Here is a 17,522-nt window from a genome sequence, read left to right as displayed (position 1 = left end):
CCCAACGCATATGCACAGCAACTTAATGCTGCTTAAACTGGTGTCTACTTTAGTCGGGCCATTCCATAATAAACTCTTATCACTTATCACTTATCACTTATCACTTATCACTTATCACTTATCACTTATCACTTATCACTTATCACTTGTCGCACGTGAACGACTTCCGTGCGTTCCGTGTTCTTCCGTGGCAAAAATAGCTCTGGCCGTAGGTTTGAGCGTTTAGCTTATATCGTCCTGTTCACTCTTCACCTCGCAGTGGCGTATTTAAACCCGCTTTGGCATCCTGTATGCTAACCCGCAAAATTCATGAATAGGTTAATTCGATGAGCATTTCTGAAAACAGCGTTGTAACGCTAGATTTTACTGTTACTAACATTAACGGTGACATTCTTGATACCACCGAAGACAAGCAGCCGCTTGAGTACTTGCACGGCACCGGTTATCTGGTTTCCGGCTTAGAAGCTGTGCTTGATGGCAAGGTGGTAGGTGAAGACTTCGATGTGACCCTTAGCCCTGAACAGGCCTACGGCGAGCGCGATGATAGCTTAGTTCAGTCGGTGCCAGGCGAGCTGTTCGACGGCATGGAAGTCTCTGAAGGTGACACTTTTGTAGCCGAAACTGATGACGGCCATCGCCCGGTGACTATCGTTGAAGTATCTGAAGAGTTCGTTAAAGTTGACGGCAACCATCCGTTAGCTGGCATGACGCTGACGTTTAAAGGCGTAGTACGTGCGATGCGTGAAGCGACAGAAGAAGAGATTACGCACGGCCATGTGCATGGCGCTCATGATCATGACGAAGAGCACGATCATGACCATGAAGGCGGCTGCTGCGGACACCAGCACTGAGTTTAACTCTAACTCTGTGAATTAAAAAAGGCGCCTCGGCGCCTTTTTTATTGCCCGTTTTTGGGCTGCAGGGCGCATGTTTATCCGTTGCTGGGCGCTCGGCGCTGCTCTTCGCATCAATAATGTGGCGGCGGGGGTTCGTCAGCTTGGCTGACAATATCGCTGGGTTGCATGTCTTTTAGTTTGTTCACCATGACGGTTAATTTCTCTTTTAGCCGGGCTATTTCACTACCTTGAGTGGTAATTTCTTGATTCAGCTGCTCTATGGTGTCGTCTTGAAATACCAACCGAGTTTCTAGCTGCTCCAGTCGGTCGAGGATATCGTTATTCATTAATGTGATTCTCTTGAGTCTAATTTCCAGGTTTCACCTAGGCCGGAGGAGCTTACGCTATACACGTGCAGTGGGTTAATGAAGGCCACGTCGAATACCATGGCACTGGCGGGGCGCAGCTTGGTGTGAGTGCCGACTTGCCAGTGTTGTAGCTGTTGGCCATTGTCTAATTGCCATAATTCTAAGCGGCGGGCGGTGCTCCCCGTAAGTAGCTGATTATCAGCGGGGTTGAGCCGAGCGCTTACAAAAGTTTGGCCGCGATAAGGCACTTGCAAACGAGACCTCAACTCGCCTGACGGCAACTGATGTAGTTCGCCTTGCCCTTGGGCGTCAGCACTAAAGGCCAACTTTCCCTCTGGGCCCAAGCGCACCAGTGTAATGCTATTTTCATGCCGCCATTGGCTAACAATGGCGGCATCTGTGGTTTGCCACAATAATACATGGCCATCTTGGCTGGCGGTTAGGGCATAACGACCGTTGGCAGACAAATCAACGGAGTTAATGCGATTATTGTTGGTCGTTTGTTGATGGCCCATAAAGATCAGCCGCCGCCCGCTAGCGAAGTCGACAAACTCCACGCTGCCATCCTGATAGCCGAGCAGCAGACTGCCATTATCGGCTAATGCTAGCGCTCGCACTGGCAGCTTGAGTTGGTAAAAGCCCTGATTCTTACCGTTGAGCAAAGACCATACTGCCACGGTTGTTTCAGTGGCGGTCGCTGCATTATCGCTGTCTGGTGATATTGCCTGCAGCAAGATGCTGTCGCTCGGCTCGCCTTGGCGCCAGTGATAAATGGGTTCGGCTACGCCTTTTTGCCACACTTGTACCAAATTTGACCCAGTAGCTACTAAGGTGAATTGGCCGTTAATACTGGTGTTTGCCGCCAGCACCGAACCTTTGGCATAACGGCTTTGGTCTATTGGCTTATCACCGCCATCGCAGCCCGAGATCAGTAAAAAAGTGACGCACAGCATCATTGTTAAGGCATGGATTGGCATTTTTATTGGTTTGGGCTTTCGCATCACTAACCTGAGACGGTAGTATAGGTCCGGATTTATAAGCATCTCATTTTCCATGGGAATTTTCCCCTGTTCTGGAGCAAATAATGAAAAAACTGTTACAAGTCAGTTTACTGGCCTCTGCGGTACTAGTGGGTCTGAGTGGTTGTAATGATGACAAGGCGACGACGCCTGCCGCCGCAACAGAGAAAGCCGCTCCTGAGTTGGCGAGCTTTGAATACAAGTCTGCATACGCAATTGGTCTGTCTATGGGGCGCTACATTGGCTCTACGCTTGAAAAGCAGCAAGAGCTGGGTGTCGATCTGAATAACGACATTATTCTGAGCGGTGTGCAAGATGGCTTTACTGATAAAGGCCAAATGAGTGATGAAGAAATTCAGACGGCACTCACCGCGTACGATGAGCACATCAACGAACTCATTGAAGCACAAGCCAAAGAACAAGCTGCAGCTACCCTGGAAGAAAGCAATAAGTTTCTGAAAGAGAACGCTAAGCGCGATGGCGTTACCGTTACTGACTCAGGCCTGCAGTATGAAGTTCTTACCGAAGGTGAAGGCGCCAAGCCAAATGCTGAAGACGTAGTGACCGTACATTACACCGGAACTTTAGTGGATGGCACTACCTTCGATAGTTCGGTTGAGCGCGGCGAGCCCGCTAGCTTCCCGCTGAATCAGGTGATTCCTGGTTGGACCGAAGGCGTACAGTTAATGTCGGTGGGCGCTAAATATAAGTTTGTGATCCCCTCAGAGCTTGGCTACGGCGAAGCCGGTGCCGGGACTATTCCGGGCAACGCGGTACTGACCTTTGAAGTTGAGCTGCTAGAGATTAAGTCTGCAGACGAGCCTAAGGCTGAACCTGCTAAAAATGACGACGATAACGCAGCAGAAGATAAGCCAAACGCTGAATAATCACAGTTTAGTTTAGCTATTTACGGCGCCTTAAAGGCGCCGTTTTTATTTCGGCTTGCAGTGCTTGCCAGATGCTGTCTTCTTGCAATAACCGTTCTTTGCGGGCTTTGGTGAGGCGTTTAAGGCGATATTCAAGTTGTAGTGCTAACGATTGATTCGCCACCGTTCGTTGCCATACTAATTGTGCTGGCCGGCGTGCCCACACATAACGAGAGGCGCGAGAAGCTTGCTGATTATGCTCTATGCAGCGGCGCTCTGGATCTACGCTAATACCGGTATACAGGCTGCCATCATTGCAACGCAATAAATAAACATGCCACTCTTTAGATATGGCTTGGGGCGGATGTTGAGATATGAGCTGAGATATAGGCTGTGGCGTGCATTCGGGGTTAATATCAGGCATAAGCGACTTATGAGTTAACGGTTTTAATTAGTCGGCAATCATAACGAGGTACAAGGATGAATAAAAATTATCTTGGTCCCGCATTCGTGTTGGGTGTCACTCTGGCAATAGGTCTTATCTGGAGTGGTAGTTATTTAAAAGATGCGGTGCAGCTTTGGAAACAGGCCGATAGGGTCGTTTCAGTAAAAGGGCTGGCCGAGCGGGAAGTGGATGCAGATTTGGTGTTATGGCCGGTGAGTTTTTCAGTTTCTGCCGACAGTTTGGCCGATTTATATCAGGCAATAGATGCCGATAAAAACAAGATCAGTGCTTTTTTAACGCAGGCTGGTTTTAAAGCGCAAGAGCTAAGCTTTGCCGCCCCGGTGGAGCAGGACTTGTGGGCGAACCAATATGGTGAGCAGCGTCCGCCGTTGCGTTATAAGGCGGATGCGGTGTTGTTGGTGCGATCTCAGCAGGTAGTGCGGGTTAAAAAAACGCAGCCAGAATCGGTACAGTTAGTTAGCCAAGGCATACTGTTAACGCAAAATTATGAGCACAAAATACAGTATATTTTTACTCAGCTTAATGACATTAAGCCACAGATGATTGCCGATGCCACCGCTAATGCACGCCAAGCTGCTGCTCAGTTTGCCGAAGATGCCGACGCCGAAGTAGGGAGCATTCGTTCGGCTCAGCAGGGCTATTTTTCGGTCTCCGACTTGGATACTTACACCCCAGAAATCAAAAAGGTAAGAGTGGTTACCAGCGTTGAGTACTTACTGGACTAAGGTTGCTAGTTTTGTTGCACAAAACCGGCCAGTTACTTTTTACTTAAAACAAGGGTCTCTATATTGGTGCTGTGTGTTTGGCGCGCCGCCGGACTTGTTTTGTGTAGGGGCGAATTTATTCGCACAAAAACCGTGGCTCGGAGATAAACTCGGGCATCAGAACCAGCTACGCAGGTTTTCGCGGCTAAAGTGCGCGACTACATTCGTGCAATATGCCGGGCGCTATGTTTTTTCACCCTTCACGCTTTAACGGTATTTTAATAGTTTGGGGCGGGTAACACAGGCCGGTGGTGCAGCCTTGGTAGCGAATTTCAACCGAGCCGTCTGACGCTACTTCTTTTAGCGGAATATTCAGGATCAATGGCTGGTAATAGACTTGGCTCTTGCCAAAGTATTCATCTTCATGGGGGCTGCCGTCTGGCAAAACCCAGTCACCAAGTTGGGCATTTTTTGCGGACACTGCCAGAGTGTGCCGATATAAATAGTAGTCTGGTTCAATGGCAAAGCGCAGCTGTAGCTGGTTAGTCGTTTGACGGCTGGTCAGTACAAAAGCCTGCTCTACTGGCAAAAAGTTAGTGTTGGCTTGCGGCTCTTCTGACGCGCCTATTCCTAGCCAATCGAATATCCCAGCCTGAGCCGGCTGGGTGACCAAGGAGGTTGCCAAAAGCAGGGGTGTTAATAAAAACGTAACCGTTATCAATGTCGAGATGCGCCGCATAAATCACCTATCAGTCGTCAAAACGTTTGCTACTATAGCGCCGGTGCGGGGTAAAATCATCGTTAAGGCAGATTTGAAAAATACGGCCTTTGCCCCCATGTTAATGATTCCACCCAAAATAAGTGCTTAATTGGCGCGAGACGAGGTTTTAGTGGGTAAGATTTTTTTACTATTTATTGCAGCGAGCTTGATGGAAATTTTTGTTTTTATCGAGGTCGGTTCGGCGATTGGTGCCTGGAGCACCATAGCGCTGATTATATTAACGGCGGTGGTTGGCTTAAGCCTAGTGCGCATTCAAGGTTTTCAGACGTTGATGGAAGCTCAGCGTAAAATCAACATCGGCGAGCCGCCGGCGCGTGAAATGCTGGCTGGTATGATGCTAGCACTTAGCGGCGTATTGCTGGTACTACCGGGCTTTGTGTCTGATATTGGCGGCGTGTTATTGCTGTTACCGCCAGTGCGTAGCGCTTTAGTAGACTACTTTATTAGCCGAGTAAATATTCAAACAGGCCAACAAGCTCATCGAGGGCATACTTTTGATGCGGACTACCACAGCACCGATGGCCGTGAGCAGCAAGAGCGCCTAGAGCAATACTTAAGAAAATCACGTGACGAAGAAGGTACTACTTTTGAAGGTGACTTTGAGCGCAAAGACGACAAGTAACAGCAGTAAGCCACCAGCGGGAAGCGATCAGCTAAATGATAAGACCTAACCTCAAGTTTCTGACATTTTCCGTCTTGCTGAATGTTTTTCAGTATCTTGTGGGTTGGTCTCTTTCTGATAGCTGAAAGTTTATGGCTTACAGCGTTAGTTTGTCGGTTGTTTAATCTTCCAAGGGAAGCGCCACCAAGCGAAGGTGGCAGCGATAATGCCGGCCAAAATGTTGGCCAGTAAAAGACCGGTGAATACGCCAGTTTCGCCGTACCAATAATTCCCCAGCCACGCCAAAGGCAACAGTAAGCCAAACAGACGGATGCTATTTAACATCAAAGAGATGCTAGATACTCGCAGACCATTTAATGCCGACGCTAGCAACATAAAGCAGCCTTGCAGCCCATAACCTAACGGCAGCAACCGCAGGTAAAAGGTTAAATGTTGGCTAACCTCTGGGTTATCGGTAAACCGATCAGCCAGCCAAGGTGCGATTAGCCACAATAGCGCAAAAATCAGCAACTGAAAGCCAATGGCAAACCGCATCGACAGTAATAGCGCCTGCCTGCTGCGCAGATGCAGACCGGCACCGGTGTTTTGTGAAATGAACGGTGCCAGTACCGAACTAAGTGCCATCATGGCGATTAGCATTAAGGCCTCTATGCGCGAAGCTGCACCATAGGCTGCTACTACCTCGGTGCCCAGCCCCGCCAAAATCATCATTAACACCGCCGTGCTTAACGGGTTAAGCAGATTGGTAAATGCCGCAGGAATGGCCACATGTAGTAGCTGGCGCCAATGAGTGAATAATAAGTCCAGCTGGATTAAAGGCCAGCGTAACAGTTTTTCTCTGCGCCACAGCAACCCAATGCTAACGCAGGTCGCCATTAGCCAAGAGCATGCCGAGGCAATGGCTGCGCCCTTTATGCCGAGCTCTGGAAAAGGGCCAAGACCAAAAATCAATAAGGGATCGAGTAGGCCATTAACCAAGCCGGCTACCATCATCACGATGCTGGGGGTGCGGGTGTCGCCGGTGGCTCGAATAGCAGAGTTGCCCACCATGGGGAGAACTAATAACGGCACCGTTAAATACCAAATCAACATATAGTCGTGCAGCAGCACCAATAGCGCATCAGTTGCCCCCAGTAATCGAAACAGGGGAGCGATGGTCAGCACTCCTAGCACTGATAGCAGGCAAACCAGTAATAAAGCCAGCAGTAGGCTGTGGCTGGTAAACAAGGCTGCCCGCTGCTGACTGCCAGCCCCCAGAGCTTGCCCCATGCATGCGGACAAGCCAGCACCCAGACCCATGGCCAACGAGATCACCACAAAGGTTACAGGGAAGGTAAAGCTAATAGCGGCCAGCGCATCGGTGCCCAGCAGGCCAATAAAGAATATATCCACTAAATTAAAGGCTTGAATGGCGAGAATACCCAGCGCCATAGGGCCGGCCATTTTAGTCAGTTGGCGGCCAATTGGGGCGGTGAGCAGTAAATTCTGTGATACCAAAAATGATCTCGAGCAGTGAGTCGCGGCGCCATTATGCGGCAAAATACCGAGGAAAAGGACGGGGGCTGAGTAAAAAATTTCAGCCTAACCACTTGAAGCAGGAAAATCTGCTCCCATATAGGTAGCAGGAACACATTTTGCGGCCACCGGCCGTTTATACCCTTAGGTAGCAACACTCACCAGGAGAGTTATCGATGAAAATACGTCCATTACATGATCGCGTTATTGTCAAGCGTACTGAAGCCGAGTCAAAATCTGCCGGAGGCATAGTATTGACCGGATCTGCTGCCGAAAAATCCACCCGTGGTGAAGTGCTGGCAGTGGGTAATGGCCGCGTACTAGATAGCGGTGAAGTAAAAGCCATGTCTGTAAAAGTGGGTGATAATGTTATTTTCAATGAAGGCTACGGCGTAAAAACCGAAAAACTGGACGGCCAAGAAGTGCTGATCCTATCTGAAAATGACATTCTGGCAATCGTTGAATAATCATCTGTTTATCCACTTTATTTATTAGCAAGGAACTATGAATAATGGCAGCTAAAGACGTAAAATTTGGTAATGACGCCCGCGTAAAAATGCTGGCTGGCGTAAACATTCTGGCAGACGCCGTTAAAGTAACACTGGGGCCTAAAGGTCGTAACGTGGTACTTGATAAGTCATTTGGTGCGCCCGTGATCACCAAAGATGGTGTATCTGTGGCCAAAGAAATCGAGCTAGAAGATAAGTTCGAGAACATGGGCGCGCAAATGGTTAAAGAAGTGGCGTCTAAGGCGAACGACGAAGCTGGTGACGGCACCACTACTGCAACCGTATTAGCGCAGTCGATTGTTAACGAAGGCCTAAAAGCCGTTGCCGCTGGCATGAACCCCATGGATCTAAAGCGCGGTATCGATAAAGCCGTGATCCACGCCGTTAAAGAGCTAGAAGCCTTATCTGTACCGTGTAAAGACACTAGAGCGATTGCTCAGGTAGGTACTATTTCTGCAAACGCCGATGAAACCGTTGGTGCACTGATTGCAGAAGCCATGGATAAAGTAGGCACTGACGGTGTTATTACCGTAGAAGAAGGCCAAGGCCTACAAGACGAACTGGATGTTGTAGAAGGCATGCAGTTTGACCGCGGTTATTTATCTCCTTATTTCATCAACAAGCAAGAAACGGGCACCGTTGAGTTAGACGACCCCTTCATTTTGCTGGTTGACAAAAAAGTCTCTAATATTCGTGAGCTACTGCCAGTATTAGAAGGCGTGGCCAAGCAATCTAAGCCATTGCTGCTGGTTGCCGAAGATATTGAAGGCGAAGCGTTGGCTACCTTGGTTGTGAATAACATGCGCGGCATCGTTAAAGTTGCGGGCGTTAAAGCACCAGGTTTTGGTGACCGTCGTAAAGCCATGTTGCAAGACATTGCTATCTTGACTGGCGGTACTGTTATTTCCGAAGAAGTGGGTCTTGATCTAGAAAAAGCCACTTTGGAAGATTTGGGTCGTGCTAAGCGTGTGGTCATCAGCAAAGACAACACCACCATCATCGACGGTGCGGGTGAAGAACTTGCCATTGAAGCGCGAGTTGCACAAATTCGTCAGCAAATTGAAGACTCATCTTCAGATTACGACAAAGAGAAACTGCAAGAGCGCGTAGCCAAATTGGCGGGCGGCGTTGCAGTAATCAAAGTCGGTGCTGCTACCGAAATGGAAATGAAAGAAAAGAAAACCCGCGTAGACGATGCGCTACATGCTACTCGTGCCGCAGTAGAAGAAGGCGTGGTACCGGGTGGTGGTGTTGCTCTAGTACGTGCTGCCAGCAAACTGACGGGTCTTATTGGCGATAACGAAGACCAAAACGTGGGCATTAAAGTTGCGCTGCGTGCAATGGAGTCGCCATTGCGCCAAATTGTTACCAACGCCGGTGAAGAAGCCTCGGTTGTGGTATCAAACGTAAAAGCGGGCGAAGGTAACTACGGTTACAATGCTGGCAACGACACTTACGGTGACATGTTAGAAATGGGTATCTTGGATCCAACTAAGGTAACTCGTTCTGCACTGCAGTTTGCAGCGTCGGTAGCGGGTCTTATGATCACTACCGAAGCCATGGTAACTGATAAGTCTCAGAAAGATGCCCCAAGTATGCCTGATATGGGCGGTATGGGTGGAATGGGCGGCATGATGTAATTTAGATTACGTCATTCTGCTGGGTTTAAGACCCGCAGTAGCACACAAAAAACCGAGCCCTAGTGGCTCGGTTTTTTTTGTTAGGTCAATGACTTAAATGCTATATTGTTTAGTCAAGATGCTATCTTGTATTAACAAGATAAAAGCCATTGTCTGTCGGTTTTAGGGAGTTAACTATGAAGCTGATAGGTGGAATACTCATGACATTGCTATCGTGGCACGTGTTGGCAGTCAAAGAGTCGGTAGTGCTAACCGTGTATGGTGATATTAAGATTAATGGGCATAGCTACAACCAATTAGACTTCACTTTAAGCGAGTTACAGGCGCTCACTCAGACCGACATTACCACCGCCCACCCTTGGTCTGCAGAACGACGTCGCTATCGTGGCGTAGACATGAATACCTTATTTGATTCCTTGTTTAGCGAGCAAAAGGTACTTAGCTTGCAGTTAGAAGCACTAAACGATTTCAGCATTGCGGTTAACTGGGATCAAATTTCCTCATACACTCCCATTCTGGCCTGGCAAGAAAATAAACGAATAATGAGTCGTCGTAATAAAGGTCCTTTATGGCTAATGCTGCCGTTTGATCAGGTTTCTAAGGTGCAACAGGCTGACTTTTTACACTTTATGATCTGGCAATTGAGGGGAATTCACGTGTATTCGGAGCCTGAATGAAACGTATATTTTCCTCCTATCCCCGCATAGGTGGCCAATATGGCCGCATGCACCCATTCAAGTTTTTGATTGGGGGTCTGTTGCTCGCCACCATCGTTTGGCTAAGTAGCAGTGCCACTCATACTCTAATGAACATTCGCCAGCACAACAGCTTGCTAGAACATCGTACTTATGAGGTCCCTTGGTCACTAATGCAGCTGCAGCTAGAGGTAGGGCGCTTTTTAGATGCGGTACGTTTACGCCATTCAGACGCCGTTAGCCAAGAAGACTTTATGCTGCGTTACGATATTTTATGGAGCCGTACACCGATACTGCTGAGTGATAAATTTAAACGAACTTTGAGCGACAAGCCGGATTTGTGGCTACTGATCCGCCAAATTCATACCCGAGTGCGCGCCTTAGAGCCGCACGTGCAAACATTACAGCCAGGTAACGCCGATTATCTGTTTATTCTTACCGAACTCAGCCCTTATCTCGAGCCCTTGTCTCGTACCGTAACCGCTACCATGCACGATAACGTACGATTTTATGCTGAATATGACCAGACTTATCGCAAGCTAGGCGCGGAGCTTTATTGGCAGATAATCATGCTGTTTTTTGTGCTTAGCATTTTATTATTGCTGTTATTCCGTGAGTTGCGTCGTTACTGGCTGTTACAGTTACAAGATCCGTTAACGGGTCTGCCTAACCGTTTTGCCTTGCAGCGATATATGATTCCGATGATTGAGCAAAAAGATCCTTTTAGTGTGATGGTATTAGAGCTAAAGGACTTTACTGAGCACCATCACCGCTTTGGCTTTAAGGTGGCCGATAGGCTATTGCAAGAGTGCTGCCAGCGACTGCAGCAGATTTTACAAGCTAATGAGTTTATCGCTCAGCCCAGTCAAAACGGCGTGGTGATCTTATCGAAGGGAGTGGTTGAGCTAGCAGAAGTACGGGCGCAAATGTCACGCTTTCGTCAAGCTCTAGCAGAAAAAACCGTTATTAACGGTCATCACTTTCACATGGAAGCGATTATGGGGGTGGTACTATTTCCGGCAGATGCAGACAATCTAGTGGATCTACTTGCTAGAGGCGAGTTAGCGCTAGATCTGTGTAAACAACAGCAATTACCCTATGTCTTTTTCGATCCTTCCTTATTAAAAGAAATGTCCCGCCGCCAGCAGTTAGCTAAAGATTTACCCGCAGCACTAGACAGTGATGCCTTAACATTGCAACTCCAGCCGATTGTTGAATGGCCGAACCAGCACTGTATCGGGTTGCAGGTACTCATGAGCTGGCATCATCCTACATTTGGGAATATATCGGCTACCGAATTATTGAGAGTTACTGAGCAATACCAACGCTCGGAACAGCTTACCTTCTGGGCGTTGCAGTCTATCTGTACCCAGCTAGTCACTTGGCAACGCTATAGCACGATGTCGTTATTTGTTAGTTTAAAAATACCCGCCGCTATTTTTAGGCTAGGCATGGAACAATCACTACTGACAATATTAGCGCAGCACGAAATTTCCCCCCATAGCTTGGTGCTCGAAGTTAACGAAAGCGTGGCTATGAAAGACCCGCGCCAAGCTGTGCGTATTATGCAGGGGGTACGTGCTAGCGGCATGCGTATCATATTAACCGAGTTTGGTAGTGGCAGTTCTGCCTTGGGTTATTTATCTCAACTGCCCATTAACTGGCTGCAGCTTGATGCTACTTTTTGCAGTGGTATTGAGTATGAGGGAGGACCTCGTAGTCAGCTGGAGACGCTGTTTTCTATCGCTGACGTACTTAATTATCCTGTAATTTGCACCGGGGTTGACCACCCTACCGAGCTGGTGGTGTTGGAAGAACTAGCCAGTACACTGTTAGTGCAAGGTGACACCATAAGTGAACCCTTGTTGATAACAGAAGTAGAAACATGGCTAAAAAAAGCGGTCAGCAGTAGCAGTGAGGAGTAAAGCGTGAGATGTACGTTCAAGTTGAGCCACTCGGTGCTACTTCTCACGCTTCGCATGTTACATCGCAGGCAGGCGCATAAACTGGCTAAGGGTTTCTGCGAGCAGCTGAATTTTTTGTATCATGCGGGATAGCAAGTCTTGGTATTCTTCCTCGGCGGCGGTGAGCAAGATTTCTAACTCTTCTGCCAGTTCGGCCACGTAGGGCATAAAGTGATCGGCATGGGTAATAAACTGGCTGTCTTCGCGTAACACGGCACTAAACTTGGCCTGACCTTTAGTGCGTAGCTCGGCCAGTTTTTTATCGGCATCAATCGCCTGATGGTACAGCTCTTTTAAAGTGTCGTTTAATTTATTGGTAACAGAATCATTCATCAGTTTGACCTTTTCATTCAAGAGAAAGCATTTAACGTGGCGCTAGGCCAAGATCGATGGGAGTTTTATGGTGTTCACCGCCAATTTCACGCACCAGCTTCGGGACTAAAAATCCGGGTAGCTGTGTGAGCATGTCGGCCATTAGCGCAGTTGCTGTAAGGTCATCCACCGCAAAATGTGCGGCACCGGCTACTTTGTCTAGTTGGTGTAAGTAGTAGGGTAGAATACCGGCTGAAAATAAGCGTTCCGACAGCTCACACAAGGCACTGGTGCTGTCATTAACGCCAGCTAGCAACACACTTTGATTAAGTAAGGTGATGCCCGCGGTACGCCAGCTGCTAAGCCGTTGGCTTAAGTTATCGTCAATTTCATTAGCATGATTAATGTGTAATACCATAACTGCTTGCAAGCGACTCGTACTCAGGCGTTGGCGTAACTCATCGGTGAGCCGCGCAGGAATCACCACCGGTAAGCGCGTGTGAATGCGTACTCGCTTTAGGTGTTTAATCGCCTCTAGGCCGTCCAGCAACGTGGCCAGCTGCGCATCTTTTGCCATTAAGGGATCACCACCAGAGAGAATTACTTCGTTGATCTCGGGATGCTCGCTAATGTAGTTAAGTGCGGCTTGCCAGCCTGCTTGATTGGGGCTGTTATCTGCATAGGGAAAATGACGCCGAAAACAATAACGGCAATTCACCGCACACCCGCCGCGCACCACTAACAGTACCCGAGAGCGATACTTATGTAGTAAACCGGGCAGGGCGCTGTGGTGTTCTTCAAGTGGATCGGTTACAAAACCGGGCACCTCGTCAAACTCCGCCACTAAAGGTAACACTTGGCGTAGCAGCGGATCGTTGGCGTCCCCTTTGCGCATTTTAGCGGCAAAAGGCCGTGGCACTCGCATAGGGAAGAGCCGGCGCGCTTTAAAGCCAGACTGCCAAGGCGCTGCATCAAGCTGTAGGTAGTGCAGCAGTTGCTCTGGAGTGGTAAAGGCTTGGGCAAGCTCTTTTTGCCAGTTAATATGTAAATTCCCTTGTTTTAGGGGTATGATTGCCGGCATTTTCTGCAACTCTGTCAAACTCACGAGGGTTATATGGCCTCTTATAGTACCAATGATTTCCGCTCTGGCCTAAAAATTATGTTGGACGGCGAGCCTTGCGTTATTCTTGAAAACGAATTTGTTAAGCCAGGTAAAGGTCAAGCGTTTAACCGCGTGAAACTGCGTCGCCTGCTTAATGGTAAACAGTTGGAAAAAACCTTTAAATCGGGTGAATCCTTTGATGCGGCCGACGTGGTCGATATGGAAATGGCCTATCTGTATAACGATGGTGAATTCTACCATTTTATGGACAACGAGACCTTTGAGCAGCTTGCCGCCGACGATAAAGCGGTAGGTGACACCAAGCTGTGGTTAAAAGAGCAAGATATTTGCACCTTAACCCTATGGAATGGTGCCACCATTTCGGTCACCGCCGCTAACTTCGTAGAGTTAGAAGTGGTTGAAACCGATCCTGGTCTAAAAGGTGACACCGCCGGCACAGGTGGTAAACCCGCTACGCTAGCCACCGGTGCCGTTGTTCGAGTGCCGCTGTTTATTCAAATTGGCGAAGTGTTGAAAGTAGACACTCGCTCTGGCGAATATGTATCACGCGTAAAATAAGTACTAGCCCAATAAAAAAACGGCGCCCAAGGGCGCCGTTTTTTATTGGCAAAGCGTTAAGCCGTCAGCTTTAAGCGATCAGCCAAGACAAAGCTTGTCATCGGTTGTTGTTATCTGATGGCTGACAGCTTACCGCTGACAGCTTTGTTTATTCTTTACCGTATACAACGTTTTCCTGCTCACGTACGCGAATAAAGGTAGTGCGCTTCGTTAGCTCTTTCAAACGAGCTGCACCCACATAAGTGCAGGTTGAACGTACGCCACCCAAGATATCTTGAATCGTTCCTTCTACCGGGCCACGATAAGCTAATGCAACGGTTTTTCCTTCGGCTGCACGGTACTTAGCAACGCCACCTGAGTGCTTGTCCATGGCGCTAGATGAACTCATGCCATAAAAGTTCATGTAAGTTTTACCGTCGCGCTCAACTAGCTCGCCACCGCATTCTTCGTGTGCAGCTAGCATACCGCCCAACATCACAAAGTCAGCACCACCACCAAAGGCTTTAGAAACGTCACCAGGACAGGTACAGCCACCGTCACCAATAATTTGACCGCCTAAGCCGTGCGCCGCGTCGGCACATTCGATAATGGCCGATAGCTGCGGGTAACCCACACCGGTTTTAACACGGGTGGTGCAAACTGAGCCTGGGCCAATGCCTACTTTAACGATATCGGCGCCGGATAAAATCAGCTCTTCTACCATTTCACCGGTCACTACGTTGCCCGCAATAATGGTGTGAGTCGGCCACTGTTTACGGACTTTGCTAACAAAAGAGCTAAAGTGCTCGCTATAGCCGTTAGCCACGTCGATGCAGATAAAGGTCAACTCATCCGACAGCGCTAAAATCTGCTGTAATTTTTCAAACTCTTTGTCAGAGATGCCGCTGGATACAATAACGTGCTTTAGCACTTCACTGCTTTGGGCTGCGACAAAGGCCTGCCACTCGTCCACAGAGTAATGCTTGTGCACTGCAGTCAGGATCTGATGCTGAGCTAGAGCTTGGGTCATGGCGAAGGTTGCTACTGTATCCATGTTGGCCGCAATAATTGGCACGCCAGACCAGCGACGACCTGAGTGCTTAAACACAAATTCGCGGTTCAGCTCTACTTGAGACCGACTATTAAGGGTGGAGCGCTTAGGGCGAAACAGTACATCGCTAAAGCCCAGTTTCAAGTCTTCTTCGATACGCATTGCGGTATAACCTCAGTAAGTGACAGGCACAAAAAAACCGAGGGTTTCTTAGGCCCTCGGTTTTCAGCATTCTAGGTTTCTGAAATGTATTTGCAACTATCTTGACCTAATAATCAGGAAATAATTTGTTCAAGCTAGTTTATCAATGCGCTTTTGTCGTTGGAACTCTCACATAAACAGTGCTTGTTGCTGTTATTTTGTACAATGTTCAGTCATGCTGTTAGCAAGCTTGGTGAGGGAATGAGGTGTTGTCTATGTCGCTATTCAAAATAGTAGGGCTAGATCATTTGGTGCTAAGGGTGCGAAACCCGGAGCGGATGCTAGCTTTTTACTGTCGGGTACTAGGTTGTGTCTTAGAGAGAGAAAAAACGGACATTGGTTTGTATCAATTACGCGCGGGGGCGCAATTGATCGACTTGGTGGATATTAGAGGTCCACTGGGGGGCGATGGAGAGCCGGCGGAGCAATGTAAGGCTAATCTTGATCACTTTTGTCTGCAAATTATCCCTTTTCAGCCCGATGAGATAAGAGCCTATTTGAAAAAAAATGGAGTAATCTGTGAGAAACCGGTGACACGCTACGGTGCACAAGGCGAAGGATTATCGTTGTACCTTTACGATCCAGAAGGTAACCAAGTTGAGCTGAAAGGGTAACCTTTCAGCCGTGCTCAGCTTTACGCTGTCAGTAAGAGATAACACCGACCGCAGAGCGGTCAATGTATGCATCCACGCAGAGCCATGAATGTGAGCCGAGTGTTGAATTAGCTCGGCGCTATACTCCCCTTATTAAAAGGCTGCCTAACCGGTTGGTTAAGGGTAACATTCCCTTTATTTTGGGATGATATTCATGACCTCAATCGCCTGGCTACCCACGGCTTCTCTTGCGCAATTACAAAAGCGCGCCCAGTTATTGGCGCTTATTCGTGGCTTTTTTGCCGAGCGTCAGGTGCTGGAAGTCGATACGCCCACCATGGCCAGCGCCGGTGTTACCGATGTACACCTAGAGAACTTTCGCACCCACTTTGTGGGCCCTGGCATGGCTAATGGCCTCGAACTATATTTGCAAACCTCACCCGAATTTCACATGAAACGCATGCTTGCGGCAGGTTATGGGGCTATTTATCAGATCGCCAAGGCGTATCGTAACGAAGAGTCAGGTCGCTTACATAATCCTGAATTTACCATGCTGGAGTGGTATCGCCCGGGATTTGATCATCATCAATTAATGGATGAAATGGCAGACTTACTGCAGCTAGTACTGCATACCGACCAACCTACCCGCACTACTTATCAGCAGGTATTTAATGACATCTTAAGTGTATGCCCGTTAACGGCGTCATTGAATACATTGCGCCAAGCAGGACTTGGTCTGGGTGCCGATGATTTACTGGCGCGAGAAACAGACCGCGATACCATTTTGCAGCTGTTGTTTGCATTGGGAGTCGAGCCAAAAATTGGCCAGACTACACCTTGTTTTGTATATGACTTTCCTGCCAGTCAAGCAGCGCTGGCACGCATTAGTCCGGCTGATACCCGAGTCGCCGAGCGATTTGAGGTGTACTTTAAGGGCATTGAGTTGGCCAATGGTTTTAATGAGTTAAGTGATGCTAGCGAGCAGCGTCGTCGATTCGAGCGTGACAACCAAGAGCGTGCGGCCAGAGGTTTAGTGACTCGGCCTATAGATGAGTATTTGCTGGCCGCCTTGACTTGCGGTTTGCCCGATTGTGCCGGTGTAGCATTGGGCATCGATCGCTTGGTGATGCTGGCAGTGGGTGCTGAGCGACTTGAGCAGGTGATTGCCTTTCCCGTTACTCGAGCCTGATGTGTTATTTACTAGGCGGATAGGTTGATAGCAGCTCGGTCACTTGCTGTTTAATACGCCGACTACGCTCGCCACCACTGAGCTTCTCACCAGGGAAAGCTGAGTTGTGTTTGCTGCGCCAGATAACGCGCTCGCTTGCGGGCACTGCCAGCCATAGCACCAGCTTAAGTTGGCGCACGGCACCGTACACTCTTTCTTCATCATCCCAGAACTCACCATGGCGAGACAACATGCGCGGCATGGTGGTCAGCAGCTTAGTTTCTGGTTTTAACTGGTAGTGTAACCACAGGGATGCCTGCTCGGAGGAGGTTATTTCAAGCCCTCTTGTGGGCAGTAGTGTGCGAGCGGCGGCGGCAATGCGCGCGCCATCCAGCGAGTCGAGGTCACTGTCTGGCGCCAAAGATGCGCTGTTAAAGCGAGTAAAATCAACATCCTCTGCATAGTCGTAAGCGGGAGTACAACCGCTAAGCAGTAGTGCGATAGTCAACAGACGTAGAATTTGCATGTTTAACTCCGGCTGGATGGTCTTTA

20 protein-coding genes are annotated in these 17,522 nt (G+C 48.7%); 11 read left to right on the top strand and 9 right to left on the bottom strand.

Annotated features, from left to right (window positions below; all coding sequences use genetic code 11):
- The first annotated feature begins 326 nt into the window (after nucleotides 1-326).
- Nucleotides 327-851, top strand: coding sequence for an FKBP-type peptidyl-prolyl cis-trans isomerase (locus ACFQ1C_RS11920; protein ID WP_379558838.1), 525 nt, complete (start codon nucleotides 327-329; stop codon nucleotides 849-851).
- Nucleotides 852-967: 116 nt separating this feature from the next.
- Here the strand turns inward: ACFQ1C_RS11920 and ACFQ1C_RS11915 are convergent, their stop codons facing one another.
- Nucleotides 968-1,183 carry a SlyX family protein gene (locus ACFQ1C_RS11915; protein ID WP_379558837.1) on the bottom strand — a complete coding sequence of 72 codons (216 nt, stop codon included), beginning with the start codon at nucleotides 1,181-1,183 and terminating at the stop codon, nucleotides 968-970.
- Nucleotides 1,183-2,205, bottom strand: a complete 1,023-nt coding sequence (locus ACFQ1C_RS11910) for a WD40 repeat domain-containing protein (RefSeq protein WP_379558836.1) — start codon at nucleotides 2,203-2,205, stop codon at nucleotides 1,183-1,185. The genes ACFQ1C_RS11915 and ACFQ1C_RS11910 overlap by 1 nt, the downstream gene beginning before the upstream one ends.
- An 83-nt stretch (nucleotides 2,206-2,288) precedes the next feature.
- On the opposite strand from ACFQ1C_RS11910, the gene fkpA reads away from it, so the two are divergent.
- Entirely contained in the window at nucleotides 2,289-3,110 is an 822-nt protein-coding gene (gene fkpA, locus ACFQ1C_RS11905) for an FKBP-type peptidyl-prolyl cis-trans isomerase (RefSeq protein WP_379558835.1), read from the top strand.
- A gap of 16 nt (nucleotides 3,111-3,126) precedes the next feature.
- Here the strand turns inward: fkpA and ACFQ1C_RS11900 are convergent, their stop codons facing one another.
- The gene (locus ACFQ1C_RS11900) at nucleotides 3,127-3,513 is read right to left on the bottom strand and encodes a GIY-YIG nuclease family protein (protein WP_379558834.1); all 387 of its coding nucleotides are present in this window, start codon (nucleotides 3,511-3,513) and stop codon (nucleotides 3,127-3,129) included.
- Between the two features lie 56 nt (nucleotides 3,514-3,569).
- Here ACFQ1C_RS11900 and ACFQ1C_RS11895 point away from each other — a divergent pair, with 56 nt between their 5' ends.
- On the top strand, nucleotides 3,570-4,280 hold the full coding sequence (locus ACFQ1C_RS11895) for an SIMPL domain-containing protein (protein WP_379558833.1): 711 nt from the start codon (nucleotides 3,570-3,572) through the stop codon (nucleotides 4,278-4,280).
- A gap of 232 nt (nucleotides 4,281-4,512) precedes the next feature.
- On the opposite strand, the gene ACFQ1C_RS11890 is transcribed toward ACFQ1C_RS11895, so the two are convergent.
- Nucleotides 4,513-4,932, bottom strand: coding sequence for a protein-disulfide reductase DsbD domain-containing protein (locus ACFQ1C_RS11890; protein WP_379558832.1), 420 nt, complete (start codon nucleotides 4,930-4,932; stop codon nucleotides 4,513-4,515).
- 256 nt (nucleotides 4,933-5,188) lie between these two features.
- Here ACFQ1C_RS11890 and ACFQ1C_RS11885 point away from each other — a divergent pair, with 256 nt between their 5' ends.
- Nucleotides 5,189-5,662, top strand: a complete 474-nt coding sequence (locus ACFQ1C_RS11885; protein WP_379558831.1) for an FxsA family protein — start codon at nucleotides 5,189-5,191, stop codon at nucleotides 5,660-5,662.
- A gap of 144 nt (nucleotides 5,663-5,806) precedes the next feature.
- Here the strand turns inward: ACFQ1C_RS11885 and ACFQ1C_RS11880 are convergent, their stop codons facing one another.
- Entirely contained in the window at nucleotides 5,807-7,159 is a 1,353-nt protein-coding gene (locus tag ACFQ1C_RS11880; protein WP_379558830.1) for an MATE family efflux transporter, read from the bottom strand.
- Nucleotides 7,160-7,353: 194 nt separating this feature from the next.
- Here ACFQ1C_RS11880 and ACFQ1C_RS11875 point away from each other — a divergent pair, with 194 nt between their 5' ends.
- The 4 genes from ACFQ1C_RS11875 to ACFQ1C_RS11860 all read left to right on the top strand — a co-directional run bounded on the left by ACFQ1C_RS11875 (nucleotide 7,354) and on the right by ACFQ1C_RS11860 (nucleotide 11,946).
- Nucleotides 7,354-7,644, top strand: coding sequence for a co-chaperone GroES (locus tag ACFQ1C_RS11875; RefSeq protein ID WP_379558829.1), 291 nt, complete (start codon nucleotides 7,354-7,356; stop codon nucleotides 7,642-7,644).
- A gap of 44 nt (nucleotides 7,645-7,688) precedes the next feature.
- Nucleotides 7,689-9,326 carry a chaperonin GroEL gene (groL, locus tag ACFQ1C_RS11870; RefSeq protein ID WP_379558828.1) on the top strand — a complete coding sequence of 546 codons (1,638 nt, stop codon included), beginning with the start codon at nucleotides 7,689-7,691 and terminating at the stop codon, nucleotides 9,324-9,326.
- A gap of 176 nt (nucleotides 9,327-9,502) precedes the next feature.
- Nucleotides 9,503-10,003 carry a molybdopterin-binding protein gene (locus ACFQ1C_RS11865; RefSeq protein ID WP_379558827.1) on the top strand — a complete coding sequence of 167 codons (501 nt, stop codon included), beginning with the start codon at nucleotides 9,503-9,505 and terminating at the stop codon, nucleotides 10,001-10,003.
- Nucleotides 10,000-11,946 (top strand): EAL domain-containing protein, encoded by a 1,947-nt coding sequence (locus ACFQ1C_RS11860; RefSeq protein WP_379558826.1) that lies wholly within the window; start codon nucleotides 10,000-10,002, stop codon nucleotides 11,944-11,946. Before ACFQ1C_RS11865 ends, ACFQ1C_RS11860 begins: the two co-directional genes overlap by 4 nt.
- Nucleotides 11,947-12,003: 57 nt before the next feature.
- On the opposite strand, the gene ACFQ1C_RS11855 is transcribed toward ACFQ1C_RS11860, so the two are convergent.
- Nucleotides 12,004-12,318, bottom strand: a complete 315-nt coding sequence (locus ACFQ1C_RS11855; RefSeq protein ID WP_379558825.1) for a hypothetical protein — start codon at nucleotides 12,316-12,318, stop codon at nucleotides 12,004-12,006.
- Between the two features lie 31 nt (nucleotides 12,319-12,349).
- Nucleotides 12,350-13,378, bottom strand: coding sequence for an EF-P beta-lysylation protein EpmB (epmB, locus tag ACFQ1C_RS11850; RefSeq protein WP_379558824.1), 1,029 nt, complete (start codon nucleotides 13,376-13,378; stop codon nucleotides 12,350-12,352).
- 33 nt (nucleotides 13,379-13,411) lie between these two features.
- Here epmB and efp point away from each other — a divergent pair, with 33 nt between their 5' ends.
- Nucleotides 13,412-13,978 carry an elongation factor P gene (gene efp, locus ACFQ1C_RS11845; RefSeq protein ID WP_379558823.1) on the top strand — a complete coding sequence of 189 codons (567 nt, stop codon included), beginning with the start codon at nucleotides 13,412-13,414 and terminating at the stop codon, nucleotides 13,976-13,978.
- A 148-nt stretch (nucleotides 13,979-14,126) separates the two neighbouring features.
- Here the strand turns inward: efp and ACFQ1C_RS11840 are convergent, their stop codons facing one another.
- Entirely contained in the window at nucleotides 14,127-15,170 is a 1,044-nt protein-coding gene (locus tag ACFQ1C_RS11840; RefSeq protein WP_379558822.1) for a GMP reductase, read from the bottom strand.
- Between the two features lie 254 nt (nucleotides 15,171-15,424).
- Between ACFQ1C_RS11840 and ACFQ1C_RS11835 the strand changes: the two genes are divergently transcribed.
- Both ACFQ1C_RS11835 and epmA read left to right on the top strand, forming a co-directional pair.
- Nucleotides 15,425-15,823: a VOC family protein gene (locus ACFQ1C_RS11835; protein ID WP_379558821.1), complete on the top strand. Its 399-nt coding sequence runs from the start codon at nucleotides 15,425-15,427 to the stop codon at nucleotides 15,821-15,823.
- Nucleotides 15,824-16,016: 193 nt separating this feature from the next.
- Nucleotides 16,017-16,991 carry an elongation factor P--(R)-beta-lysine ligase gene (gene epmA, locus ACFQ1C_RS11830; protein ID WP_379558820.1) on the top strand — a complete coding sequence of 325 codons (975 nt, stop codon included), beginning with the start codon at nucleotides 16,017-16,019 and terminating at the stop codon, nucleotides 16,989-16,991.
- A gap of 4 nt (nucleotides 16,992-16,995) precedes the next feature.
- On the opposite strand, the gene ACFQ1C_RS11825 is transcribed toward epmA, so the two are convergent.
- Entirely contained in the window at nucleotides 16,996-17,496 is a 501-nt protein-coding gene (locus ACFQ1C_RS11825; RefSeq protein ID WP_379558819.1) for a DUF4136 domain-containing protein, read from the bottom strand.
- Nucleotides 17,497-17,522 lie beyond the last annotated feature (26 nt).

Origin of the sequence: Oceanisphaera ostreae (assembly GCF_042676125.1) — a bacterium.
Lineage (GTDB): Bacteria > Pseudomonadota > Gammaproteobacteria > Enterobacterales > Aeromonadaceae > Oceanimonas > Oceanimonas ostreae.
This window is presented reverse-complemented; position numbering and strand designations above follow the sequence as displayed.